Origin of the sequence: Arthrobacter mangrovi (genome assembly GCF_026011795.1) — a bacterium.
GTDB lineage: Bacteria > Actinomycetota > Actinomycetes > Actinomycetales > Micrococcaceae > Crystallibacter > Crystallibacter mangrovi.
Genome location: NZ_BRVS01000018.1, coordinates 25527 through 48759 on the forward strand (window position 1 = coordinate 25527; position 23233 = coordinate 48759).

At 66.8% G+C, this 23233-nt stretch carries 21 protein-coding genes and 2 tRNA genes; 11 read left to right on the forward strand and 12 right to left on the reverse strand.

Going from position 1 to position 23233, the window contains the following annotated elements; all coding sequences use genetic code 11:
* Positions 1–2: 2 nt before the first annotated feature.
* The 5 genes from AHIS1636_RS14395 to bcp all read right to left on the reverse strand — a co-directional run bounded on the left by AHIS1636_RS14395 (position 3) and on the right by bcp (position 4766).
* Positions 3–944 (reverse strand): ABC transporter permease, encoded by a 942-nt coding sequence (locus AHIS1636_RS14395; protein WP_264796531.1) that lies wholly within the window; start codon positions 942–944, stop codon positions 3–5.
* Positions 941–1945: an ABC transporter permease gene (locus AHIS1636_RS14400; protein ID WP_264796532.1), complete on the reverse strand. Its 1005-nt coding sequence runs from the start codon at positions 1943–1945 to the stop codon at positions 941–943. Before AHIS1636_RS14400 ends, AHIS1636_RS14395 begins: the two co-directional genes overlap by 4 nt.
* Before the next feature lie 87 nt (positions 1946–2032).
* On the reverse strand, positions 2033–3721 hold the full coding sequence (locus AHIS1636_RS14405; protein ID WP_264796533.1) for an ABC transporter substrate-binding protein: 1689 nt from the start codon (positions 3719–3721) through the stop codon (positions 2033–2035).
* Positions 3722–4138: 417 nt separating this feature from the next.
* Positions 4139–4220, reverse strand: a tRNA-Leu gene (locus AHIS1636_RS14410).
* Between the two features lie 63 nt (positions 4221–4283).
* Positions 4284–4766: a thioredoxin-dependent thiol peroxidase gene (gene bcp / locus AHIS1636_RS14415; protein ID WP_264796534.1), complete on the reverse strand. Its 483-nt coding sequence runs from the start codon at positions 4764–4766 to the stop codon at positions 4284–4286.
* Between the two features lie 95 nt (positions 4767–4861).
* Between bcp and AHIS1636_RS14420 the strand changes: the two genes are divergently transcribed.
* The 4 genes from AHIS1636_RS14420 to AHIS1636_RS14435 all read left to right on the forward strand — a co-directional run bounded on the left by AHIS1636_RS14420 (position 4862) and on the right by AHIS1636_RS14435 (position 8642).
* Positions 4862–5344, forward strand: coding sequence for a MarR family winged helix-turn-helix transcriptional regulator (locus AHIS1636_RS14420; protein WP_264796535.1), 483 nt, complete (start codon positions 4862–4864; stop codon positions 5342–5344).
* 245 nt (positions 5345–5589) lie between these two features.
* Positions 5590–6462: a hypothetical protein gene (locus AHIS1636_RS14425; RefSeq protein ID WP_264796536.1), complete on the forward strand. Its 873-nt coding sequence runs from the start codon at positions 5590–5592 to the stop codon at positions 6460–6462.
* 381 nt (positions 6463–6843) lie between these two features.
* Entirely contained in the window at positions 6844–7767 is a 924-nt protein-coding gene (locus tag AHIS1636_RS14430; protein ID WP_264796537.1) for a ketopantoate reductase family protein, read from the forward strand.
* An 86-nt stretch (positions 7768–7853) separates the two neighbouring features.
* Positions 7854–8642: a putative protein N(5)-glutamine methyltransferase gene (locus AHIS1636_RS14435; RefSeq protein WP_264796538.1), complete on the forward strand. Its 789-nt coding sequence runs from the start codon at positions 7854–7856 to the stop codon at positions 8640–8642.
* A 144-nt stretch (positions 8643–8786) separates the two neighbouring features.
* Here AHIS1636_RS14435 and AHIS1636_RS14440 read toward each other — a convergent pair whose 3' ends face one another.
* The 7 genes from AHIS1636_RS14440 to AHIS1636_RS14470 form a co-directional block, all read right to left on the reverse strand.
* Positions 8787–8936 carry a hypothetical protein gene (locus AHIS1636_RS14440; protein WP_264796539.1) on the reverse strand — a complete coding sequence of 50 codons (150 nt, stop codon included), beginning with the start codon at positions 8934–8936 and terminating at the stop codon, positions 8787–8789.
* A 296-nt stretch (positions 8937–9232) separates the two neighbouring features.
* Entirely contained in the window at positions 9233–9409 is a 177-nt protein-coding gene (locus tag AHIS1636_RS14445) for a hypothetical protein (RefSeq protein WP_264796540.1), read from the reverse strand.
* Positions 9410–9441: 32 nt separating this feature from the next.
* The gene (locus AHIS1636_RS14450; protein ID WP_264796541.1) at positions 9442–9663 is read right to left on the reverse strand and encodes a hypothetical protein; all 222 of its coding nucleotides are present in this window, start codon (positions 9661–9663) and stop codon (positions 9442–9444) included.
* Positions 9664–9846: 183 nt separating this feature from the next.
* Positions 9847–9919 (reverse strand) — tRNA-Lys (locus AHIS1636_RS14455).
* Positions 9920–10029: 110 nt separating this feature from the next.
* Positions 10030–11106 (reverse strand): PQQ-dependent sugar dehydrogenase, encoded by a 1077-nt coding sequence (locus AHIS1636_RS14460; protein ID WP_264796542.1) that lies wholly within the window; start codon positions 11104–11106, stop codon positions 10030–10032.
* Entirely contained in the window at positions 11087–11518 is a 432-nt protein-coding gene (locus AHIS1636_RS14465; protein ID WP_264796543.1) for a hypothetical protein, read from the reverse strand. The genes AHIS1636_RS14460 and AHIS1636_RS14465 overlap by 20 nt, the downstream gene beginning before the upstream one ends.
* Positions 11519–11665: 147 nt before the next feature.
* Positions 11666–12139, reverse strand: coding sequence for a hypothetical protein (locus AHIS1636_RS14470; protein ID WP_264796544.1), 474 nt, complete (start codon positions 12137–12139; stop codon positions 11666–11668).
* A gap of 113 nt (positions 12140–12252) precedes the next feature.
* On the opposite strand from AHIS1636_RS14470, the gene ilvD reads away from it, so the two are divergent.
* The 7 genes from ilvD (at position 12253) to AHIS1636_RS14505 (ending at position 23196) form a co-directional block, all read left to right on the forward strand.
* A complete protein-coding gene (gene ilvD, locus AHIS1636_RS14475; protein ID WP_264796545.1) occupies positions 12253–13956 on the forward strand; it encodes a dihydroxy-acid dehydratase in 1704 nt (567 codons plus the stop codon).
* Between the two features lie 343 nt (positions 13957–14299).
* Complete coding sequence (locus AHIS1636_RS14480; RefSeq protein ID WP_264796546.1) at positions 14300–16201, forward strand: acetolactate synthase large subunit; 1902 nt, start codon at positions 14300–14302, stop codon at positions 16199–16201.
* 3 nt (positions 16202–16204) lie between these two features.
* Positions 16205–16717: an acetolactate synthase small subunit gene (gene ilvN, locus AHIS1636_RS14485; RefSeq protein WP_264796547.1), complete on the forward strand. Its 513-nt coding sequence runs from the start codon at positions 16205–16207 to the stop codon at positions 16715–16717.
* A 32-nt stretch (positions 16718–16749) separates the two neighbouring features.
* The gene (gene ilvC, locus AHIS1636_RS14490) at positions 16750–17775 is read left to right on the forward strand and encodes a ketol-acid reductoisomerase (protein WP_264796548.1); all 1026 of its coding nucleotides are present in this window, start codon (positions 16750–16752) and stop codon (positions 17773–17775) included.
* A gap of 225 nt (positions 17776–18000) precedes the next feature.
* Positions 18001–19590 carry a phosphoglycerate dehydrogenase gene (gene serA / locus AHIS1636_RS14495; RefSeq protein WP_264796549.1) on the forward strand — a complete coding sequence of 530 codons (1590 nt, stop codon included), beginning with the start codon at positions 18001–18003 and terminating at the stop codon, positions 19588–19590.
* Positions 19591–19687: 97 nt separating this feature from the next.
* Complete coding sequence (locus AHIS1636_RS14500) at positions 19688–22495, forward strand: ABC transporter permease (protein WP_264796550.1); 2808 nt, start codon at positions 19688–19690, stop codon at positions 22493–22495.
* Positions 22492–23196 (forward strand): ABC transporter ATP-binding protein, encoded by a 705-nt coding sequence (locus tag AHIS1636_RS14505; protein WP_264796551.1) that lies wholly within the window; start codon positions 22492–22494, stop codon positions 23194–23196. Before AHIS1636_RS14500 ends, AHIS1636_RS14505 begins: the two co-directional genes overlap by 4 nt.
* The last annotated feature ends 37 nt before the right edge of the window (positions 23197–23233 follow it).

The window sequence follows — 23233 nt, forward strand, 5'->3', positions numbered from 1 at the left end:
GGCTACTTCTGCCGCGACTTCGGATCCAGCGCTTCGCGCAGCGATTCGCCGAGCAGCGTGAAGCCCAGCGCGGTGATGGCGATGCAGATGCCCGGGAAGAAGGCCAGCTGCGGGGCGATGCCGAGCTCGTTCTGCGCGTAGGTCAGCATGCGGCCCCACTCCGCGGTCTGCGGCCTCCCGCCGCCGAGTCCCAGGAAGGACAGGGCGGCGGCGTCGATGACCGCCGTCGCCAGGGTCAGCGTTGCCTGCACGATCACCGGACCCACGCTGTTGGGCAGCACGTGGTTCATCGTGATGGTCCCCTTGCTGAGGCCCAGCGTACGGGCGGCCAGGACGTAGTCGGCACTGCGCTGGGACAGCATTGAGGAGCGCAGCAGCCGCGCGAAGATGGGCACCTGCGCGACGCCGATGGCGATCATCACCGCGTAGGGGCCCTGGCCGAGGACCGCGGCGATCGAGACGGCCAGCAGCAGGTTCGGCACGGACAGCAGGATGTCCACCACGCGCATGATGACGTTGTCCACCCAGCCGCCGAAGCCACCCGCCAGGATGCCCAGCAGCATCCCGCCGACCAGGCCCATGGCCGTCGAGATGATGCCGATCAGCAGCGAGGCCTGGGCGCCCCAGATGAGCTTGCTCAGCAGGTCACCGCCGAACCGGTCCAGCCCCAGCACGAACCCGGGGGCTTCTCCCGGGCCCGGGATATGCGTTGGCGTGATGCTCGTGCGGCCGGGAAGCTCCTCGCCGCCGTAGGGAGCCAGGACGGGTGCGAGTACGGCCACCAGCAGGAACAGCGCCACGATGACGGCACCCGCGATGGCTTGCGGATTGCGCCGCAGCCGGTGGAATGCATCGCGGAAGAGGCTGGTCCCGGCCGTTTCGGGCGCCTCGGGATTGGGGCTCGGGGCGGTCGGGCCGCCGGCTGGGGGAAGCGTTGTGGTCATTGGACACGCACCCTGGGGTCGATGAGGCTGTAGGTCACGTCGACGACGAGGTTGATGAGCGAATAGAGGATTGCGATGAAGATGATGAAGCCCTGCAGCACGGGGTAGTCGAGGTTGAAGATGGCGTCCCGCAGGAAGCGGCCGATGCCGCTGAAGGCGAAGACGGTTTCGGTCAGGACGGCTCCGGAGATCAGCAGGCCCAGCTGGAGGCCGATGGTGGTGGTCACCGGCAGCATGGCGTTGCGCAGGATGAAGCGGTTCCGGATGGTCCGCTCCAGCAGTCCCTTGGCCCGGGCAGTGCGTACGTAGTCCGCGTTCTGCACTTCCAGCACGGAGGCCCGCGTGATGCGCACGATGATGGCCAGCGGGATGGTGCCCAGCGCGATGCCGGGCAGGATTAGATGCAGGAAGGCGTCCCAGGCCGCGTCCCATTCGCGGGTGAGGAGGCCGTCCAGCACGTAGAAGTCTGTCACGTGCGTCGCATCGATCCGCGGATTCTGCCGGCCGTCCGTCGGGAGCAGCGGCAGCTGGATCGCGAAGAGCCATTTGAGGATGAAGGCCAGGAAAAAGACCGGGACGGTGATGCCGACCAGGCTCAGCACGACCGAACTGTGGTCCGGCCAGCGGCCGTAGTGCCTGGCGGCCCAGTAGCCCAGCGGAATTCCAAGCCCGACCGCGAACACCAGGGCCACGATGGCCAGCTCCACCGTGGCGGGAAAACGGGTAGTGAACTCCTCCAGGACGGGACGGCCGGTCAGCAGCGAGGTGCCGAAGTCGCCCTGCAGGAGCTTGCCCATGTAGATGAAGTACTGCTCGATCAGCGGGCGGTTGAAACCGTACAGCTCGTTGATCCTGGCAACGGCTTCCGGCGTAGCGCGGTCGCCCAGCAGCGCGGTGGCCGGGCCGCCGGGCAGGCTGCGGACCCAGAGGAACAGCAGGACCGACAGCCCCAGCAAGGTGGGAATGAGCAGCGCGATGCGCTTGCCGATGACTCTTAACACAGCGTCCTTTCGCGTGTCGCCGTCCCGCGCGGGGACGCGGGGGCTGCGGCTGGCCCGGGCGGGGCGCAGCCGCAGCCGTTGCCGCCGCTATTCGCTGAGCTTGACCATGTTGTAGACCTCGTCATTGACCGGGCTCGCCGGGTAGGACGTCACCCGTGGCGCGAAGGCCAGCGACGGGGCCGGATGGGCCAGCGGAATGGCCGGAACATACTTGGCGATGTCCTCGTTGATCTGCTCGTACAGCGGGGTCTGTTCCTCGAGGACGCTCTCCTGCCGGGCTTCGTCCAGCGCCTTGAACAGCTCCGGATTGTTGAAACCGAACTCCGGCTTCTCGTGGCCGAAGAAGACTCCGACGAAGTTGTCGGTGTCGTTGTAGTCGCCGGTCCAGCCCAGCAGGTGGATGTCGTGGTTCGCGCTCGCCTGCACGCGGTCCAGGTAGTCCGGGGACCACTTATCCGGTGCAGCCTTGATGGTGATGCCGACATCCTCCAGCTGTGCGCTGAGGTTCGTGAAGACCTGCTCCGGCGTCGGCATGTAGGGCCGGGAGACGCCGGTGGGGTAGTTGAACTCCAGGGTCAGCCCGTCCCCGTGGCCGGCCTGCTTCAGCAGGTCGCGGGCCTTCTCCGGGTTGTAGGCGTACGTCGTGACGTCCTTGTTGTAGCCGTTGACGATCGGCGGAATGAACTGGCTGGCGACTTCCGTTCCCTCGGGCAGTGTCTGGCGCACGAGGGCTTCCTTGTCGATCGCATAGGCGAGCGCCTGGCGGACCTCCGGCTTGGCCAGCGCCTCGTTCTTCTGGTTGATGCCCAGGTAGAGGATCGTGAACGGGTCGCGGTTGACGATGTTGAAGCCCGCGTCGGCGAGGGCCTTGGTGTCGGCCGGGGCCACGAGGTCGTAGCCGTCGATGTCTCCGGATTCCAGCGACTGCCGGCGGGCCTGCGGATCGTCGATCACCCGGAAGATGACCTTCTGGACCTGGCCCTGTTCGCCCCAGTAATCCCCGAAGGCCGATACCTCGATCTGCTGGCCGACGTCCCACTTGTCGAACTTGAACGGTCCGGTGCCCACCGGATGGCCCTGCGCGTACTCGCTGAGCACCGGTGCTTCCTCCGAGCCGCCGATCTCGTCGGCCTTGAACTCCTGCAGGGCGGACGGGCTCTGCATGGCGAAGGCCGGCAGCGACAACGCCGCGATGAATCCGGCGAAGGGCTTCGCGAGGTTCACGGCCACTTCGGTTTCGCTGGTTGCGTCGCAGGACTTGTACACCGCAGTATCGGGCGTGTCCGCAAAGCCCCGGAACAAAGAGCCGTAGTAGTACGCCACGGACTCGGACTGCTGGAGCCCCTCGAAGTTGTACCAGCGGTCGAAGTTGAAGCACACGGCCTCGGCGTTGAAGTCGGTACCGTCGTGGAATTTCACCCCGTCCTTCAGCTTGAATGTGTAGGACAGCCCGTCTGTGGACGTCTCCCATGATTCAGCGAGCAGCGGAGCGGGATCCGCCGTTCCGGGTTCCACGCCGACGAGTCCCTCGAAGATCTGCCGGCTCACGCGGAAGGACTCGCCGTCGCTGGCGAACGCCGGATCCAGGGACTTCGGGTCCGACGAGGCAGCGAAGATGAAGGTCGAGTTGACCGAGGCGTCCTCGGTCCCTTCCGCATCACCGCGCTGGCTTTGGGCACAACCGCTCAGGATGAGTGCGCCGGCGGCGAGGCCCGCGGCGATGGCGGCAAACCGTCGAGGCCTGCGCCGCGCGGGTGTAGGACCACTGAAAGACATGAATCGCTCCTCGTCAACGAGTGATGGCCGGGCCGTGGGGGTGCGGCACGCCCGGGCAGTCGCGCGGTTAGCGCCACCGCCTGATGAGAGCCTAATCACATAAAGCGGTTAAATCATCGCCTCGCTCCGGGCCGGTCGGGGAAAACCATCACAATACGGTCACGCCGGCAGCAGGAGAGTGCGATAGCGAGGGCTGCTGCGACGGCGAACGAGGACTCTGGGGCGACGGTGGGCTGCGGGGGTCGTGGCAAACTGCCGACCACGGCAGGCACGATGTGATGGCGGGGGCGGGCTGCGGGTGTGGGGGAGTAAATGCCGCCGACGGGGCTTCCGCGAAGCTTCGGCCACGGCAGGGAGGCGGCAGCCGTTAATTGCGAAGGGAGCCGCGGCCGATGCCGCAACTCCCTGTCGATTGAGTGCGCAAGGCGGGACTTGAACCCGCACGTCCGAAGACACTGGAACCTAAATCCAGCGCGTCTGCCAATTTCGCCACTCGCGCAGTCGGCCGGCGGGCGCGCCGCAGGCCGAGGTCAATTGTACCTGTTTCGGGAATCGCCCGTGGCTACTTGCTGGCCGCTTCGAGACCCAGATCGCGGCGCAGCTTGGCCACATGGCCGGTGGCGCGAACGTTGTACTGGGCCAGTGCGACCTTGCCCTCGGGGTCGACGACTATGGTCGAGCGGATCAGGCCTTCGTACGTCTTGCCGTAGTTCTTCTTTTCGCCCCAGGCGCCGTAGGCCTCGGCAACGGCGTGGTCGGCGTCGGACAGCAGCGGGAAATTCAACTGCTCCGCCTCCGCAAACTTCACGAGCTTGGGTGCGGCGTCGGGAGAGATGCCTACGACGTCGTACCCGGACCCGGCCAGGGAGGCAAGGCTGTCCCGGAAGTCGCAGGCCTCCTTCGTGCACCCCGGCGTCGATGCGGCCGGGTAGAAGTAGACAACGACGTGGCGTCCGCGGAAGTCGGCCAGCGACACATCCTTACCCGTAGAATCCTGCAGCGTGAAGGCCGGCGCGGTGTCGCCGGTTGCCAAACGTTGGGCCATCTGATGCTCCTGGGGTTGTGCCGGAAGCCGAGGCGGGGGCTTCCGGATTCATCATTTCGTCCTCGACCCGCAAGCCTACTGGCTATAATCGAATAATGCCGGATTTACAGAACTGGCCTACCGCCCGGTTGCTTTCAACCGCGGCCCGGCTGGTCGAACATGCTTGGAACGAGAAGCTCGCTTCGCTTGGGTTGACCCATGCGGGTGTTATTGCGCTGGAGGTCCTCGATGCTGAGGGTGCCTTGGCGCAGGCCCAACTTGCGGCGAAGGTGCGGGTCCAGGCGCAGACGATGGGGAAGACGTTGTCGCGGCTCGAGGCCCACGGGCACATCACACGGGTCAGGAGCCAGTCGGACCGCCGGTCCCAACTTGTCAGCATCTCCGACCTGGGAAAGCAGGCGCTCGAGTCCTCCCGCGAGCTGGAGCGTAACCTCACCCCGGGCGGCGATGCAGGGGCCGATGACCTGCGTGACCGGCTCGCGTCCGTGATCCGGCGACTGGGGACGAGCCGCTGGGGCGGCGCCGTGCCCGAGCCTATGGAACTCGCCGGCAACGAGGGACTCTCCGACCACGGTTAGCCCGACCACGGTTAGCCAGCGTTGCCGAGGCAGGCTTTCGAGCAGGACCCGGACCCATGCGGTCCGGGTCCTGCTGTCCTTCCGGCGGGCGCGCGAAAATAACGCTGCCCGGCATCGCCGCAGGTCCAGCCCATGCAGTCCCGGAGGGTGATCAACGTCTCATTAAAAACCGGTTTTGGCGGGAACCCGGCCGCAGCTGGTGCCGTTACCTGTCCGTAATCTCTTCCCGGATGAAATGAAGCAGTATGCCTGAAGACTCTCGTACCGTCGATGAAAAGGCCAAGCCGTTCTTGGGGCTGAGCGGCACCCAGACGATGGGGTCGGCACTCGCAGCGGTGACCTCCGCCGTCGTTGGTTCCTTCCTCGGTGTGGCCGGAACCCTGATCGGGGCGGCCCTGGGCTCCATTGTCGCCACCATCGCCGGAGCGCTCTACGCCCGCACCCTGGATTCCGCCGCGGTTGTGGCGAAGCGGAAGCTTGAGCGCTCGCGCAGCAACTTCGGGCGCCGTCGTCCCGCGGAGGATCCGCTGGAGGATACTCCGCTGTCGCTGGCCAACGCCGTCGCCTCCGAAAAGAGCCGGGCGCGGAAACTCACTCCGAAGGCCTGGATCAGGATCGCGTCGGTCAGCGCCGCGGCGTTCGCAGTGGCGATCATCGGTATCACTGCGTTCGAATTCGGGACCAGCAAGCCGATCTCGAGCCTGGTGACCGCCAGCAGCACCTCGTCCGACGACGGAGCCGTCCGGACAACCCTGGGCGCGGCCCTGACCGGCCAGCAGACGGTAGCGGATGAGTCCGCACCGCCCGCCGACGAGAACCAGCAGCCGCCGGCCGAGGGGGATGGAAGCGGTGTAACCGAAGAAAGCACCACCGAAGAAACCGCCCCTGCGAGGGTGGATGAAGGCAGCACCGACCCTGCCGTGCCGGGAACCGACGTTCCGGAGGCCACGCAGCCGGCCGATTCGGGGACGGATACCAGCACCGGCACCGAAACGGCGCCTGCTACGGAAACGGTTCCGGAAGATGGCACCGGGACGGATCAGTCCTCGGGCCTGGATGCGCCGTCGGACCTCGGCGGAGTCCAGGATCCCGCGGACGGCACTGGAACCGGGCAGTAACGAACCGGCCCGGCACTGGAACCGGCCGGTAAGGAACCGGCCAAAAGACGGAGCCGACCGTTGGGGCGGCCGGCTATTGCCAGCCGAATTGGTCGCGCCCTGCCGTGGACGGCAGGGAGGCAGTCGGTTCGCAAGTCAGGACGGAAGCCCGCTCCCACGGGCTTCCGTCCTCACCCGTTTAAACCTTCCCCGAAGCACTTTTCTCCAGCTCCGGCCGTGGTGCCGGTCCGCCGGTGCAGTCAAGGTGTACGCCGGGCCGCTTCGCGCCGCCTGGCGGGTGTCCAATGCCCGGATATCCACTGCCATTTGGCCTTCACCGGCGACGATCGGGACGAGTATGGTTTTGGCTGATCCGGACGTGACCACGCGAAGGGAACAGCCATGAAGATCCTCATCGTCGGCGCCGGAGCAACCGGGGGATACTTCGGCACACGGTTGGCCCAAGCCGGCCGCGACATCACATTCCTGGTCCACCCGCACCGAGCGGAGCAATTGCGCGGCGGGCTCCGGGTCCATGGACCGGGCTACGACGAGACGGTGCCCGTTCGCGCCGTCACCGCGGAAGAACTGGACGGCCAGTACGATCTGGTCCTCCTGATGGTGAAGGCCTGGTCCTTGGAGGCTGCGCTCCACGACCTGGCGCCCGCAGTTGGCCCGGGAACCACCATTCTGCCGCTGCTCAACGGCATGGCCCATCTCCAGACGCTGAACGAACGGTTCGGCAGCGCGGCCGTGCTGGGCGGCATTGTCCGCGTGGTCTGCACGGTTGCGCCGGACGGCTCTGTCCTGCAGATCAAGCCGCACGCCTCGATGACGTTCGGTGCCCAGGACCGGCGGCCAACCCGCCGCCTGGAGCAGATTGCCGAGGCCATGGCGGTCCCCGGCTTCAGCAGGGTCATCTCGGACAACGTGCTGGCCTCCATGTGGCACAAGTGGGCGTTCATCACCGCCGGGGGTGTCATCACGCTGACGATGCGCGGTGCCATTGGAAACATCATCGCGGTTCCGGGCGGCAAGGAGTTCATCCAGGACGTCATCGAGGAGACCGAACGGGTGGCGGAAGCGGCGGGCTATGCGGTGTCGGTCGGTGCGCACGCGGCGAGCCTCGACATGTTCACCGAAGAGGGCTCGGTCTTCACCTCGTCGCTGTACCGCGACGTGATCGCCGGCGCGCCCCACGAGGGGGAACACCTGATCGGCCAATACGTCGCCGCGGCCGAGTCCCTGGGCGTCGACGTACCGCTGACCCGGATCGCGCTGACGCAGCTGCGCGTCCATGACAGGACGCGCGCCTCGGTGCCCTGAGAACGGCGGTGCCGACCGGGCAGGAGCCATCCGGAGCCGGAGCGCGCTACGGTTGAGGCGCCAGCTGCCCCCACGGAGGAAGCCAGATGCAACCACGGCCCGTTCCGCTGACTGAGAGCTCCATCGTCACCCTTCTCCGCGCCGCCGGCTGCGTCTTCGCCGAGGAGGAAGCGAGGCTGCTCGTTGCTGCCGCGGACGACGCGCGTGAGCTGGCGGCCATGGTGCATCGCCGGGCGGAGGGCCTGCCGCTCGAGCACATTCTCGGATACGTGGAATTTTGCGGGCTGCAGCTGGAGGTTGACGCCGGGGTCTTTGTTCCCCGGCGCCGCACGGAGTTGTTGGCCAGGGAAGCGATCAGCCGGACCCGTCCCGGTGGCACGGTGCTTGACCTGTGCTGCGGCTGTGGTGCCCTCGGGGCTGCGGTTGCCTCGTCCGTACCGGGCGTCGAGCTATACGCCTGCGATATCGAATCGGCAGCGGTGGCCTGTGCGTCCCGGAACCTTGCACCGCGGGGCGGCAAGGTGTTCCGCGGCAACCTGTTCGATCCCCTGCCCCCGGCCCTGCGCGGTCGCGTCGAAGTCCTGGTCAGCAACGCGCCATACGTGCCGACAGGCAGGATCCCGATGATGCCACCGGAGGCACGGCTGCACGAACCTCTGGTCGCCCTCGATGGGGGAGCGGACGGCCTCGATATCCAGCGCCGGGTGGTCGCAGAGGCCAGCCACTGGCTCGCTCCGGGCGGCCATCTCCTGGTGGAAGCCAGCGAGGCGCAGGCTCCGGTGGCGGCGGGCCTTTTTGCCGGGCACGGGCTGCGGCCGGCGGTCATCACCTCGCACGAACTGGAAGCCACGGTCATCGTCGGAACGCGCCCGTAGCCGTCGAACACATCGGACAGGAGGACGGACTACCGGTGGCCGCGGCGTTGCTGGTGTGGGTGGCCGCCACCGTCGCGACCAGCACGATCCGGCTCCTCCGTGAACCGGCGCTGGCCGTTGACCGGGCCTCGTTGGTCATGCCTGTTACGCCGTGCCGAGGGACTGGAAAACGGCGTCGAGCAGCCGGTTGAAACTACTGTCGTCGGGAATCCCCAGGCTTTGGAAGAGGCGACCGGCCATAGAGACGACCAGCAGCCAGAGCACAGCCATCAGGCCGAACTTCATACTCTCCATACCGGTCTCCTAGCGTTCGATGGCGACGGGAATCCGTGGCCACGGTAGGCAGGATGTGTTGGATATTTGCTGTGGTCCGGTGCTCCACCAGCCAGCCCGCAGCACCCAGGCGCGGGATTGCTGCGGACGGCCCGGGAGAACGACGGCGTCCGAACCAAAGGGTGGCGGGGGAGCGGGCCAGCGAGCAGGCCGCGCCACCAGCTCGTCCGGCGGCAGCGCGGCGAGCCCGGCGGCAAGGGCCTGTTGCGGGTAAACGGGTCGGCATGGCGCCATCCTAGCCAGTAGCCGAACGGACGCTAATTGACGAACAGGGCCATACCGCTGAGGACCAGCAGGAGGCCGATCACGCTGCAGGAGAGCATGACGGTGCGGATAGGACCGAAAGGTTCACCGGCCCGCCGCGGCCGTGAATGCCGGTACATGGCCGTGGGCAGGACCACCAGGATCCCTGCCACGATGAGTGCGACTGCCATCGGTTCCTTGCCGCCGCAGCGTGCGTCTGCGGTCAATGCTGCCCGTCGTAGCTGTCGCGCATCGCCTGAGCCACGAACCGCCACCCCTCGATCAGCGGGGTCAGGTTGTTCTCCTCAGTCGGCCTGCCCAGCTCGCCGATCAGCTCTGTCTCTGCCGATATGAAGGCGGCCATCCGGTCCGCGTAGTCGATCAGGTCCCTGACCTTCTCTGCAGGAAGGGCGGGCGGCTCCGGAGGCGGCGGCATGTCGATCATGGCGGCTATTTTGCTCCCACTGCAGCGGATCGGCCAGAGCCGTTGGCCCCTGCGAGGGCTGCCTGCCGCAAACAGCGCCCGCCCATCGGCCGGACGGGTAGATAGCCCGCCTGAGTACTTGTCCTGGAGAACAAAAAACCCCGCCTGGCCAAGCGTTTCGCTAGCCAGACGGGGTTTCCCTTGTGCACCCCCCGGGACTCGAACCCGGAACCCATTGATTAAGAGTCAATTGCTCTGCCAGTTGAGCTAGAGGTGCAGTGTTTTCGAGGACTCCCGGAAGCTTTTCGCTTCGTGTTTGTCCCCCGCAACGACATGTAACTCTACAGGCTCTTTCCGGGAAAGTGAAATCGAAAGGGCCAATGTCGCCTACTTCACAGAAACCGCAAGAATCCGGTCCGGATTTCCGCCGTTCGTGAGCACCCAGAGCCGCCCGTCCGCTGCCGCCTCGACATCGCGAAGCCGGCCGTACTCGCCCTGCAGCACGGCGGCGGGCTTGCCCGCCTTGTCGCCGGACAGCTGTACCCGCCACAGCCGTTCCCCCCGCAGCGCGGCCAGCCAGGCGACGTCATCGACAATGGCCAAGCCGCTGGGGGATGCCTCCGCGGTGGAGGGCCACACCACTACGGCGTCGACGAAGCGATCGTCGCCGGGCGCTCCAGTGACCTCCGGCCAACCGTAGTTCTTGCCCGCTTCGATGAGGTTGAGCTCATCATCCCGGTCAGGCCCGAATTCCGAGGCCCACATCCGGCCCTCGGAGTCCCAGGCCATTCCCTGCACATTCCGATGTCCATAGCTGAAGACGGGGCTGTCCGGGAACGGGTTTCCGGGAGCCGGGTCGCCGTCCCGCGTGACGCGGAGGATCTTTCCGCCCAGCGAGGCCAGGTCCTGTGAAAGTTCGCGCTGCCCGGCCTCCCCGGTGGAGATGTAGAGGTAACCGTCCGGGCCGAACTCCAGCCGCCCCCCGTTGTGGATGCGGGATTTGGGAATGCCTGTCACGACCTCGCGGCCGTCCGTCAGCTCCCCGTCCTCCCAGCGGTAGCTGAGGACGCGGTTGTCCTGCGGTGTCGTGAAGTAAACGAAGAGCCGGTTGTCCTTCGCGAAGTCCTGGCTCACGGCGAGGCCCAGCAGTCCGCCCTCGCCGGTGGTCTCCAGTTCCGCGGGCACGGGGACCGCGGCATTGGTCCGGCCGTCCTTCAGCTGCTTGATCAGCCCCGTGTTGTTCTCGGAGACCAGGGCGCTTCCGTCCGGCAGGAAAGCGATGGACCACGGGTCATCCAGCCCTTCGGCGATGGTCGCTGCTCCGGAGCCGCTGCCAGTGCTGCCCGGTCCGGGTGCGGCGGGCGGTGCGGTGCAGGCGGCGGTTCCGGCGGCAAGGAAGAGAACGACGGCGGCGCGCAGCTGGCGAAGCGCTGTCCGCGGAGTTTCAGCCCGCCCGCCGGCCATGTTCCTCGCCGTCGACGGGGTCCACCTTGGGCTCCATAACGGTCTCCCCGGTGTGCGGACCCCATTCCGTGCCGTCATACAGCGGCGGCTTGCCCCGGTCTTCCGCCGGCAGGTCTTCGATGTAGGTGTCTTCGGTGGCGGGATCGTAGTGAGCGGTTTCGGCGGCGCTCTCGGTCCAGCCGTCGATAGGTTCGGGCTCTTCGGGCGGGGCCGGCAACTTGTCCGGGGGCGCCGAGGGACGGGGATGCCCGACGTCGGGGGACCGGCCGTCCCGCTCGGCCGGCAGCGTCGCTGTGGTGGACGAGGAACCCTTCGTGAAGAGCCACACCAGGAGGGCCGCGATCCCGGCAATGATGCCAATCCAGATCAGCCACTCCACGGCCGGCCCCTTCCCCTGGCGGCGGTTGCTCATGATGCGTACGTTAGTTTCCGCCGGATGGTCTGTCCATAGCGGGCCCCGCCTCTGCCTGAACCCCGGGCCCCGTGCTGCCGGAGCCCTTCCACGCCCGTGCGGCCGGTCCCGTTCCGCCGGCGGGGCTTCCGGTTGGAGCCGGCCGTCCTAGGCGGCCGCGATCAAGCCGTCCATGAACCGGCTGAAATCGGCACTGTCCTCGTCCTGCTCGACGACGCAGCCTGCCGCGGGAAGCTGTCCGCGGGGCTGCACGCCGAACCGGAACGTGGTCCCGGTGTTGGTGCCGACCTCGTAGCCGCCGCCGTTGAGCTCGACGGCGTGCGACAGGTTGGTCATGTTGATGGCCGACGGGGTGCCTCCCGCGGTCAGCCGGGTGCCGTCGAACGGGGCGATGACCAGCTCCAGGGGCCGCCACCGGTACCCGATGACGAAGGTCCTGCCCTTCCCGGGAGCCGGGGTCCGCCAGCCGTGATGGCCGGTGCTGCCGAAGACCAGGTTGTAGTCGCCGTGGTTCGGGATTTGCGAATCGAAGATCCGGCTGAGGATCTCCTTGAGCTTGTCGCTGCTGGGTCTGCTGCCGGGCTGGCTGTCGGGTTGGGGGCTGGGCTGGGTCGCAGGCATATGGTCCAGTCTAGGAAACCGGTCCGACAGATTACGGCAGGTTGCCCCGCCCCGCCGTCGTTCCCATGTCACATGGTCATGGGTCGCCGCGGGCTGGTCATAGAATCGAAGCCATGAGCGCCGACGCAACTCCAGATATCAAGCCCCGCAGCCGGGTAGTCACCGACGGCATTCACGCAGCCCCGGCCCGCGGAATGTTCCGAGCAGTTGGAATGGGGGACGACGATTTCGCGAAGCCGCAGATCGGCGTCGCCAGTTCCTGGAATGAAATCACCCCGTGCAACCTGTCCCTGAACCGCCTGGCCCAGGGCGCCAAGGAAGGCGTGCACGCCGGCGGCGGTTTCCCGATGCAGTTCGGGACCATCTCCGTATCGGACGGCATTTCCATGGGCCACGAGGGCATGCACTTCTCCCTCGTCTCCCGCGAGGTCATCGCGGACTCCGTGGAGACGGTCATGCAGGCCGAGCGGATCGACGGGTCCGTCCTGCTCGCCGGCTGCGACAAGTCGCTGCCAGGCATGCTGATGGCCGCCGCACGGCTGGATCTCGCCAGTGTGTTCCTGTACGCCGGCTCGATCATGCCCGGCTGGGTCAAGCTGGAGGACGGCTCCGAAAAGGAAGTCACGCTGATCGACGCGTTCGAGGCAGTAGGTGCATGCGCCGCCGGCCGGATGAGCCGCGAGGACCTGGACCGCATCGAGAAGGCGATTTGTCCTGGCGAGGGCGCCTGCGGCGGTATGTACACCGCCAACACCATGGCCTGCATCGGCGAGGCTTTGGGCATGTCCCTGCCCGGCTCCGCGGCTCCGCCCTCGGCAGACCGCCGTCGCGACGAATTCGCCCGCAAGTCCGGCGAAGCCGTGGTCAACCTGCTGCGCCTGGGCATCACCGCGCGCGACATCATGACCAAGGAGGCCTTCGAGAACGCCATTGCCGTCACCATGGCCTTCGGCGGATCCACGAACGCCGTCCTGCACCTGCTGGCGATCGCCCGCGAAGCAGAGGTCGAACTGACCCTGGCCGATTTCAACCGCATCGGCGACAAGATTCCGCACCTGGGCGACCTGAAGCCATTCGGCCGCTACGTCATGACCGACGTCGACAAGATCGGCGGCGTGCCGGTGATCATGAAGGCCCTGCTCGACGCCGGCCTGCTGCACGGCGACTGCCTCACTGTTACGGGCAAGACGGTTGCCGAGAACCTCGCTGCCATCAACCCGCCGGATGTCGACGGCAAGATCCTGCGCGCCATGGACAACCCGATCCACAAGACCGGCGGCATCACCATCCTGCATGGTTCCATGGCTCCCGAGGGTGCGGTCGTCAAGAGCGCCGGCTTCGACGCCGATGTCTTCGAGGGCACCGCCCGCGTGTTCGAACGCGAGCAGGGTGCGCTGGAAGCGCTGGACAACGGACAGATCAAGGCGGGCGACGTCGTCGTTATCCGCTACGAAGGCCCCAAGGGCGGACCCGGCATGCGCGAAATGCTCGCCATTACCGGCGCGATCAAGGGCGCCGGGCTCGGCAAGGACGTCCTGCTGCTCACCGACGGGCGCTTCTCGGGCGGCACTACCGGCCTGTGCATCGGGCACGTCGCGCCGGAAGCGGTCGACGGCGGTCCCATCGCCTTCGTTAAGGACGGCGACCGTATCCGCGTGGATATTGCGGCCCGTTCCTTCGACCTGCTGGTCGACGAGGCGGAACTCGAAGCCCGCAAGGTCGGCTGGGCGCCGCTGCCGGCGAAATTCACCTCCGGCGTGCTGGCGAAGTACGCCAAGCTCGTCAACTCGGCGTCCACCGGCGCCTACTGCGGCTGACGAGCCTCGGGGAGGCCGCCGCACACCGGCGGCCTCCCCGGGCCTCCCGCTTCAGCGTCGTCTCAAAAGACGGACATTTTCGTCCGTATAATGAGACGAGGGGTTCCTCGGTTGACACCAATATCCGTCGGCCAGCAGACTGAAGCCATGCAAATCGTAGTCGTGGTCGTCCTTATTGAGCGCGTGGCGTAAGCCCGTCAGGTCCAGACCACGTCACGCGCGGAACCCCATCGGAGCCAACCGGCTCGGCGGGGTTTTTTTATTGCAGAAGAGCACAGAGCCGGGCGCCTCGCGGCGCGCGGCAGGCACATCCGAATAACCACAGATCCGCGAAGGAATTTCGATGAGTAAGGGATCGCCGATCAGCCCCTCGCTGATGGCCAACAAGGCGCCGGCCCAGGCCGACGCCACCAAGAACAAAGATGTCGCTGCTTCTGTCTCTTCCATCGTGGACGCGGTCAGCCCTGTCCAGGGGCCCAACAACATCGTGCCGCCCACGGAAATGACCGGCTCACAAGCCGTTGTCCGTTCACTGGAAGAACTGGGCGTCGACGACGTCTTCGGGTTGCCGGGCGGGGCCATCCTCCCCACCTACGACCCGCTCATGGATTCCGCCAAGATCAACCACGTCCTGGTGCGCCATGAACAGGGAGCAGGCCACGCCGCCCAAGGCTATGCGATGGTGACCGGCCGGGCCGGCGTCTGCATTGCCACCTCGGGTCCGGGCGCCACCAACCTGGTCACCGCCATCGCCGATGCCCACATGGACTCGGTGCCGATGGTCGCCATCACGGGCCAGGTTTCCAGCGCCGTGATCGGGTCCGACGCCTTCCAAGAGGCGGACATCGTCGGCATCACGATGCCGATCACCAAGCATTCCTACCTGGTGACCAAGGCCGCCGACATTCCGCGCGTGCTGGCCGAGGCCTTCCACATTGCGACCACGGGCCGCCCCGGCCCCGTGCTGGTCGACATCACCAAGGATGCCCAGCAAAGCACGATGACCTTTTCCTGGCCGCCGAAGATCGATCTTCCGGGCTACCGAACGGTGGTGCGCGGCCATTCCAAGCAGGTGCGCGAGGCGGCAAAGCTGATCGCGGCTGCCGAACGTCCCGTGTTCTACGTGGGCGGCGGCGTGGTCAAGGCACATGCAGCCGCCGAGCTGCGGGAGCTGGCCGAGTTCGTCGGTGCTCCGGTCACGACCACGCTGATGGCCCGGGGCGTCTTCCCGGATTCGCATCCGCAGCATGTGGGCATGCCGGGCATGCACGGCTCGGTGAGCGCGGTAACCGCCCTCCAGCAGGCGGATCTGCTGGTCACCCTCGGCGCGCGCTTCGATGACCGCGTGACCGGTGTGCTGAGCAGCTTCGCGCCGGGCGCCAAGGTAATCCACGCGGACATCGATCCGGCGGAGATCTCCAAGAACCGCACGGCGGACGTGCCGATCGTGGGCTCGGTCAAGGAGATCCTGCCCGAACTGCTCCAGGCCTGCCGCGAACGCTTCGCCGAGGAGGGTGCGCCCGACCTGGCCGACTGGTGGACGCAGCTGAACCGGCTCAAGGAGACCTACCCGCTCGGCTTCACCGAACCGGACGACGGCCTGATGGCTCCTCAGCGGGTCATCGAGCGGATCGGCGAGCTCACGGGTCCCGAGGGGGTCTACGTGGCAGGCGTCGGCCAGCACCAGATGTGGAGCGCCCAGTTCATCAAGTACGAGCGCCCGCACGCCTGGCTGAATTCGGGCGGCCTGGGGACCATGGGCTATTCAGTGCCCGCGGCCATGGGCGCGAAGGTGGGCAACCCGGACCGCGTGGTCTGGTCCATCGACGGCGACGGCTGCTTCCAGATGACGAACCAGGAACTGGCCACGTGCGCGCTGAACAACATCCCGATCAAGGTCGCAGTCATCAACAACTCCTCGCTGGGCATGGTGCGGCAGTGGCAGACGCTGTTCTACGACGGCCGCTACTCCAACACCGACCTGCACACCGGCCATGAGACGGTCCGGATCCCGGACTTCGTCAAGATGGCCGACGCGTACGGCTGCGTCGGGCTGCGCTGCGAGCGTGCCGAGGATATCGACGCCACCATCCAGCAGGCCCTGGAGATCAACGACCGGCCGGTCATCATCGACTTCGTGGTCAGCCCGAATTCGATGGTCTGGCCCATGGTGCCCGCCGGAGTCAGCAATGACCTGATCCAGATCGCCCGCAACATGACCCCGGACTGGGAAGAAGAGGACTAGCCCATGGCACGCCATACCCTTTCTGTGCTCGTCGAAGATGTGCCGGGCGTCCTGACGCGCGTCGCCAGCCTCTTCGCCCGGCGGGCCTTCAACATCCACTCTTTGGCCGTCGGCCCGACGGAAGTTGACGGGTTCTCCCGCATCACCGTCGTGGTCGAGGCCGAGGGCGACCTGCTTGAGCAGGTCACCAAGCAACTCAACAAGCTCATCAACGTCATCAAGATCGTCGAGCTCGTTCCCGAGTCTTCCGTGCAACGCGACCACATCTTGGTCAAGGTTCGCGCGGATGCCGCAACACGGCTGCAGGTAACCCAGGCAGCAGATCTGTTCCGTGCTTCAGTGGTCGACGTCTCTACCGACTCGCTGGTCATCGAAGCCACCGGCACCGCCGAAAAGCTCAATGCACTGCTCGCAGTGCTGGAGCCCTTTGGCATCCGCGAAATTGTCCAATCCGGAACGCTGGCCATCGGCCGCGGTTCCCGGTCGATGAGCGACCGCGCCCTGCGTTCCGCCTAACCGCAATCCAATCCACAACAGGAGAAATTCACGTGACTAAGCTTTACTACGACGACGACGCCGACCTGTCGATCATCCAGGGCCGCAAGGTCGCCGTTATCGGCTATGGCAGCCAGGGCCACGCGCACGCCCTGAACCTGCGCGACTCCGGTGTCGACGTCCGCGTCGGACTGGCCGAAGGCTCCAAGTCCAAGGCCAAGGCCGAGGCCGAGGGCCTGCGCGTCCTCCCCGTTGCCGAGGCTACTGCCGAAGCCGACCTGATCATGATCCTTACCCCGGACCAGGTCCAGCGCTTCGTTTACGCCGACGAAATCGCACCGAACCTCAAGAGCGGTGACGCCCTGTTCTTCGGCCACGGCTTCAACATCCGCTTCGGCTACATCCAGCCGCCGGCAGACGTCGACGTCGCCTTGGTCGCGCCGAAGGCTCCGGGGCACACCGTGCGCCGCGAATTCGAGGCCGGCCGCGGTATTCCGGACCTGATCGCCGTCGAGCAGGACGCCTCCGGCAAGGCCAAGGAACTGGCGCTGTCCTACGCCAAGGCTATCGGCGGCACCCGCGCCGGGGTCATCGAAACCACCTTCACCGAAGAGACTGAGACCGACCTGTTCGGTGAGCAGGCCGTCCTCTGCGGCGGCACCTCCCAGCTGGTGCAGTACGGCTTCGAGGTCCTGACCGAGGCCGGCTACAAGCCGGAGATCGCCTACTTCGAGGTGCTGCACGAGCTCAAGCTCATCGTCGACCTGATGTGGGAGGGCGGCATCGCCAAGCAGCGCTGGTCCGTCTCCGACACTGCAGAGTACGGCGACTACGTCTCCGGTCCGCGCGTGATCAGCCCTGAGGTCAAGGAGAACATGAAGGCCGTTCTCGCCGACATCCAGTCGGGCGCCTTCGCCAAGCGCTTCATCGACGACCAGGATGCCGGAGCTCCGGAGTTCAAGTCGCTGCGGGCCAAGGGCGAGGCACATCCGATCGAGGGCACCGGCCGCGAACTGCGCAAGCTGTTCTCCTGGGCCAAGTCGGACGACGACTACACCGAAGGCTCCGTCGCCCGCTAGCATGCGAGGCGGGTTTCCGCGCCGCATGGCGGCGCGGGAACCCGCTTTTTCGGGTCTGCGTAAGGGCCCGAGCAGGACTCTTTAGGGGCCCGGTCCCGGGCCCGAGCCGGAACGGAGCGTGGCCGGATTCACACTGGGACGATCGGTAACAGTGTGAGTGCGCGGGTGCTCCGTCCTACACTTGATGCAACCCCGCCACTGCGACGCTGCGAAGGAATACGCTCCGTGGAAAAACCAGTAGTTCTCCTTGCCGAAGAACTCTCTCCTGCCACCGTCGAGGCCCTCGGTCCCGACTTCGAAATCCGCCAGGCCGACGGGGCTGACCGTTCCCAGCTGTTGCCCGCGATCGCGGACGTCGACGCCATCCTCGTTCGTTCGGCCACCAAGGTCGATGCCGAGGCGATTGCCGCGGCGAAGAACCTGAAGGTCATCGCCCGCGCCGGCGTCGGCCTGGACAACGTGGACATCAAGGCCGCGACCCAGGCCGGTGTCATGGTCGTCAACGCCCCCACGTCGAACATCGTCTCCGCCGCGGAACTGACCGTCGGGCACATCCTCTCGCTGGCCCGCCACATTCCGGCCGCCAACGCCGCCCTGAAGAACGGCGAATGGAAGCGTTCCAAGTACACCGGCACCGAGCTCTACGAAAAGAAGATCGGCATCATCGGCCTCGGCCGCATCGGCGCCCTGATCGCCGCGCGCCTGCAGGCTTTCGAGACGCAGATCCTTGCCTATGATCCCTATGTCACGAGCGCGCGCGCCGCGCAGCTGGGCGTGCAGCTGGTGGGGCTGGACGAGCTGCTCGAGCAGTCCGACTTCATCACCATCCACATGCCCAAGACCCCGGAGACGATCGGCATGATCGGCGACGAGGCGTTCGACAAGATGAAGGAAAGCGCCTACGTCGTCAACGTCGCCCGCGGCGGGCTGATCGACGAGGATGCGCTGTACACCGCGCTGAAGGAAGGCAAAATCGCCGGCGCCGCCATCGACGTCTTCGTCACGGAGCCGAGCACGGATCTGCCGTTCTTCGGCCTGGACAACGTCGTCGTCACCCCGCACCTCGGCGCGTCCACCGATGAGGCGCAGGAGAAGGCCGGCATCTCGGTCGCCAGGTCCGTCCGCCTCGCGCTGGCCGGCGAACTGGTGCCCGACGCGGTCAACGTCGCCGGCGGCGTCATTGCCCCGGAGGTCCGCCCGGGCATTCCGCTGATCGAAAAGCTGGGGCGCATCTTCACCGCCCTCACGCACGACTCGGTCACCCAGATCGACGTCGAGGTTGCCGGCGAAATCGCCGAGCTGGACGTCAAGGCGCTCGAACTGGCCGCGCTCAAGGGCGTGTTCAAGGACATCGTGTCCGAGCAGGTTTCGTACGTGAACGCCCCGGTCCTTGCCGAGCAGCGCGGCATCAATACCCGCCTGATCACCACGACGGAATCGGAAGAGTTCCGCAATGTGCTGACCATCCGGGGCGCCCTGTCCGACGGCAGCCAGATTTCGGTCGCCGGCACCCTGACCGGCCCCAAGCAGATCGAGAAGCTCGTCTGTGTCAACGGCTACGAAGTCGAGATCCCGATCAGCGAGCACCTGGTCGTCTTCATCTACGACGACCGTCCGGGCGTCATCGGCACCCTCGGCCAGCTGATGGGTGCGCACGATATCAACATCGCCGGCATGCAGGTCTCGCGCAATGAGGACAGCAAGCAGGCCCTCGCCCTGCTGACCGTGGACAGCTCGGTTCCGCAGGAGGTGCTGGAAAAGCTGCGGGATACGGTCGGAGCATCGCTGGCCAGAGAGGTCGACCTCCAGGACTAGACTGGATGAGGCCAAGGCCCGTTGAGCCGCAGAAGTTCGGCTCAACGGGCCTTCATTCGTGTATTTCTTATCAGTTCCTGGCTTAGGGGATTTTTCGTTGAATGCAGCAGCACGCTTTCTACGCAGCCGCTCGCTTGTCATCACAGTCGTCGTTCTCGTCGCGGCCATGCTGCTGTCGGTGTTCATCCAGGACCGCGCCCAGTCGTCGCTGGGCCGGGTCGTGGACACCAACTCGCGTGGCCTCTACGACATCCTTGTCCTCCCCGCCGGCAAGGGCGGTGAAGGCCAGACCCTGAAGCAGCCGGACTACCTCTCCGGTGCCGGCGGCATCACGAACGAACAGCTGGAAGAAATCCGCAACCTGGCAGGGATCGGCGTCGCAGCCCCGGTCAGCCTGGTGTCCAAGGTCGTCCAGGACATCGAGTTCCCGCAGCTGAAGGCCACGGACTACGTCGGCTACAACGAAAACATCGCCACCTACCTCGAACAGCAGAACATCAAGGACGCCGTGCCGGCGTCGGAATGGCCGGAACCGGACTCCGTCCTGAGCGAGGAGCCGAAGAACTACCGGATCACTGCCAAGGCGGTTACCTCCGACGGCGTGAACGACACGGTGCTCTTCGAAACGGCAGCGGAAGGCTCGCTCGGCCAGGCGAAGCTGAAGGAATTCGACGTGCCGGGCGGCAAGAGCCTGCGCACCGTGGCCCCCGAAGGCGAGACCGGCATCAAATTCCCGGATCCCGCCGGCGGAAGCTCGCACGGCGACTTCGACGTCACCATCGCGCTGCCCATGCTGCCGCAGATCAGCGAGACCGTCGTCGCTGTCGATCCCGCCGCGGAGCAGGCGCTGCTGGGCGATGCCGGCGGTTTCCTGGCGCCGCTGGCCGAGGCGCCCGGCGCGGCCGGACGCAACGCCATGGAGGTCGGCCAGGAATTCTCAGGCAAGATGACCCCGGGGCTGTTCAGCGGCGGCACCGGGTCCGCAGAGATCGACGGGCATCCGTTCGCGTTCTGGAGCCCGTTCGTCATGCAGTACCAGTCCGCCATGGAGGCCGGCTCGCTGACCGAGGACTCCCAGGTCATTCCGCTCGTGGTCCGGTCCGGCACTGCACTGGACCTCACCTACTCGGTGCAGATCGAGGAAATCGACGACGCCGGCAACAAGGTCGCGGACATAGGTACCGTCAGCAAGGCGCTGGGGGAGGAGTACCTGCCGTTTGCGTCGACCAAGCCCTTCCAGCTGCGCTGGCCCGGCGGCGAGGACTACAACAACCTGCTCGGCTCCGGCGGTGTGCAGGTCGTTGCCGGCCTGCACCAGCCGGCTAGCTGGAGCACGGACTTTGTCTCCACGCCGGAGTACGCAGCCGGCGCGGCCAATCCCGACGGCAGCGTCGAGCAGACCGTGACTCCGCAGGGATGGGTCCAGGTGAACAAGCTGCCGGAAAAGACGCTCCAATGGCAGCTGGAGCCTGACCAGAGCCAGCGGCAGCCCGTCAACGAGCAGTCCTACCGAACCAACCTCGACGGGGCGGGGGATGCCGCCGCGCCGCTGCCGTTTGTCTATGGCACCTTCGACGCCAACGCTGTCCGCGACGCCGCGGGCGACGTCAATTACCTGCCGCTCGGCGGCTACGACCCCACGCCCGTCAAGCTCACCCAGGACGCGGACGGCAATGCCGTCGAGCCGGTCGAACTGCAGCCGGGCCTGAGCGGCGCGGGACTCTCCGTCCAGTCCGCCGGCGCCATCACCGATTACAGCGGCCTCGCGGCCGTGCGCGGGACCTCGGCCGAGGATGCCGTGATCGACGCCGTCCGGGTCAAGGTCGACGCCGGCGGGAGCTGGGCCGACGCAGCGGGCGAGATCGATGCCGCCGCGGCAGCCATCGAGAAGCTCGGCCTGGATGTCCAGGTCGTGGCCGGTTCGGCCCGCGAAGACGCCTCCATCTACGTGCCCGAGTACCGGCAGGACGCCTCCGGTGCGGCGTCCGACCTCGGTACCGTCAGCCAGTCCTGGTTCCGCCAGGGCGCCGCTTCGGCTGTGCAGACTTCGCTGAGCCAGGCGAGCTCCGTCCTGCTGATGCTGACCCTCGGCGGCGCTGCCTTGCTGACCGCGGCGAGCACTGTCGCGTTCACCCGGGCGAGGCGCACCGAAGCCGTAACCTTGCGGGCCATGGGCTGGAACCGCACGCGGATCCGCTCCTGGTTCCTCTCGGAGCTGCTGGTCGGAGCCGCCGGACTGCTTCTCGTTGCGATCATCGTCAACGCCTTCAGCCGGTCGCTGACCACGTTGCTGGTATCCGCCGTCGTACTGGTGATCTACCTGGCCGCGTCCTTCACCTCCGCCGCGCTGCTGAAACCGCATCCGCCCGCCATAGACGGGCAGCCGGGGGCCACCGGCGTTCCGCTGGTGGATTCGCCGCTGAAATTCGCGGCGCGGCAGCTGCGCACCAACCGGTTCAACACCGGAGCCGTTGCCGTCGGCGTCGGTGTGCTCGGGGCGGCCGCCGGTGCGCTGGTCGCGGTCATCCTGGACCTGCCGCGCGCCGCCGGCAGCACGGCGCTGGGTTCGCTGGCGCTGAGCCAGGTCGGCGGCGTGAACGTGGCCCTCGCCGTGCTTGGCGTTGCCACGGCCCTGGTCCTGACGCTGATCACCAGCCGGTTCGACCTGGCCCGCAAGCGCGCGCAGTGGGACATCCTCGAAGCCATGGGCTGGGGGCCGGGACTGCTGCTGGCCCTGCGCCGCAGCGAGGCCGGCATCCTGGCCGCCATGGCATTGCCGCTGGCCATCGTCGGGGCGGTCGGCGTCTCCCTGGCCGTGGCGCCGCACGCCGCGTTCCGGGCCGCGATCGCGGGCGTGCTGGCAGTGATTCTCTGGTTTATCTTGATGACAAGGACACGGAAATGATTGAAGAGCCCCAGACACGTGCCGAGAAAATCGGCCGGACGGCGGACCACGCGATGCCGCTGGAGCTTCGCGGCATCACCATCCGCTACGACGGCGGCGGGGGTGAACCGTTGGTCGTGGCGGAGGACTTCGACCTGGGCCTCGAAGCCGGCACCATGCACTGCCTTGCCGGCCGCAGCGGTTCCGGCAAGACCAGTATCCTGACCGTCGCGGCGGGCCTGACGCTGCCCACGTCGGGCGAGGTCTTCTGGCAGGGAGATTCGCTCGATGCCATGTCGGATGACGAGATCTCGGACCGCCGGCGAGCCCTGATCGGGTACGTGGACCAGGGCGGGGCGCTGATCGACGGGATGAGCGCGCTGGAGAACGTGCTGCTGCCCGCCGTGCCGGACAAGCAGGTCGAGGCCAGGACCGAGATGGCCAAGGACCTGCTGGACCTGGTCGGTCTGGGCCGCCGGATGCGGCACCGCCCGGCGCAGCTCTCGGGCGGTGAGCGCCAGCGCGTCGCCATCGCGCGGGCCCTGATCCTGGGCACCAAGGTGCTGGTCGTCGACGAGCCGACCGCCAGCCTGGACCGCGAGCACGCCAACCAGATCATCGGCATCCTGAAAGACACCACGAAGGACGGCATCGCGGTCCTCGTCGCCACCCACGACCAGGAGCTCATCAACGTCGCGGACAGCCGCACCCTGATGAACTAGGAAGGCCGCGTGCGTTTCGACATCCGCCGAGCGCACG

What these genes read in the sequence shown, in the direction of transcription:
- AHIS1636_RS14460 (WP_264796542.1), bottom strand. Translation starts at nt 11,106, where the DNA reads ATGGCCGGCGGGCGGGCTGAAACTCCGCGGACAGCGCTTCGCCAGCTG.
- AHIS1636_RS14395 (WP_264796531.1), bottom strand. Translation starts at nt 944, where the DNA reads ATGACCACAACGCTTCCCCCAGCCGGCGGCCCGACCGCCCCGAGCCCC.
- AHIS1636_RS14445 (WP_264796540.1), bottom strand. Translation starts at nt 9,409, where the DNA reads ATGGCAGTCGCACTCATCGTGGCAGGGATCCTGGTGGTCCTGCCCACG.
- ilvN (WP_264796547.1), top strand. Translation starts at nt 16,205, where the DNA reads ATGGCACGCCATACCCTTTCTGTGCTCGTCGAAGATGTGCCGGGCGTC.
- AHIS1636_RS14440 (WP_264796539.1), bottom strand. Translation starts at nt 8,936, where the DNA reads ATGGAGAGTATGAAGTTCGGCCTGATGGCTGTGCTCTGGCTGCTGGTC.
- AHIS1636_RS14450 (WP_264796541.1), bottom strand. Translation starts at nt 9,663, where the DNA reads ATGATCGACATGCCGCCGCCTCCGGAGCCGCCCGCCCTTCCTGCAGAG.
- AHIS1636_RS14430 (WP_264796537.1), top strand. Translation starts at nt 6,844, where the DNA reads ATGAAGATCCTCATCGTCGGCGCCGGAGCAACCGGGGGATACTTCGGC.
- AHIS1636_RS14465 (WP_264796543.1), bottom strand. Translation starts at nt 11,518, where the DNA reads ATGAGCAACCGCCGCCAGGGGAAGGGGCCGGCCGTGGAGTGGCTGATC.
- AHIS1636_RS14420 (WP_264796535.1), top strand. Translation starts at nt 4,862, where the DNA reads ATGCCGGATTTACAGAACTGGCCTACCGCCCGGTTGCTTTCAACCGCG.
- ilvD (WP_264796545.1), top strand. Translation starts at nt 12,253, where the DNA reads ATGAGCGCCGACGCAACTCCAGATATCAAGCCCCGCAGCCGGGTAGTC.
- AHIS1636_RS14470 (WP_264796544.1), bottom strand. Translation starts at nt 12,139, where the DNA reads ATGCCTGCGACCCAGCCCAGCCCCCAACCCGACAGCCAGCCCGGCAGC.
- AHIS1636_RS14425 (WP_264796536.1), top strand. Translation starts at nt 5,590, where the DNA reads ATGCCTGAAGACTCTCGTACCGTCGATGAAAAGGCCAAGCCGTTCTTG.
- AHIS1636_RS14405 (WP_264796533.1), bottom strand. Translation starts at nt 3,721, where the DNA reads ATGTCTTTCAGTGGTCCTACACCCGCGCGGCGCAGGCCTCGACGGTTT.
- AHIS1636_RS14480 (WP_264796546.1), top strand. Translation starts at nt 14,300, where the DNA reads ATGAGTAAGGGATCGCCGATCAGCCCCTCGCTGATGGCCAACAAGGCG.
- bcp (WP_264796534.1), bottom strand. Translation starts at nt 4,766, where the DNA reads ATGGCCCAACGTTTGGCAACCGGCGACACCGCGCCGGCCTTCACGCTG.
- AHIS1636_RS14435 (WP_264796538.1), top strand. Translation starts at nt 7,854, where the DNA reads ATGCAACCACGGCCCGTTCCGCTGACTGAGAGCTCCATCGTCACCCTT.
- AHIS1636_RS14505 (WP_264796551.1), top strand. Translation starts at nt 22,492, where the DNA reads ATGATTGAAGAGCCCCAGACACGTGCCGAGAAAATCGGCCGGACGGCG.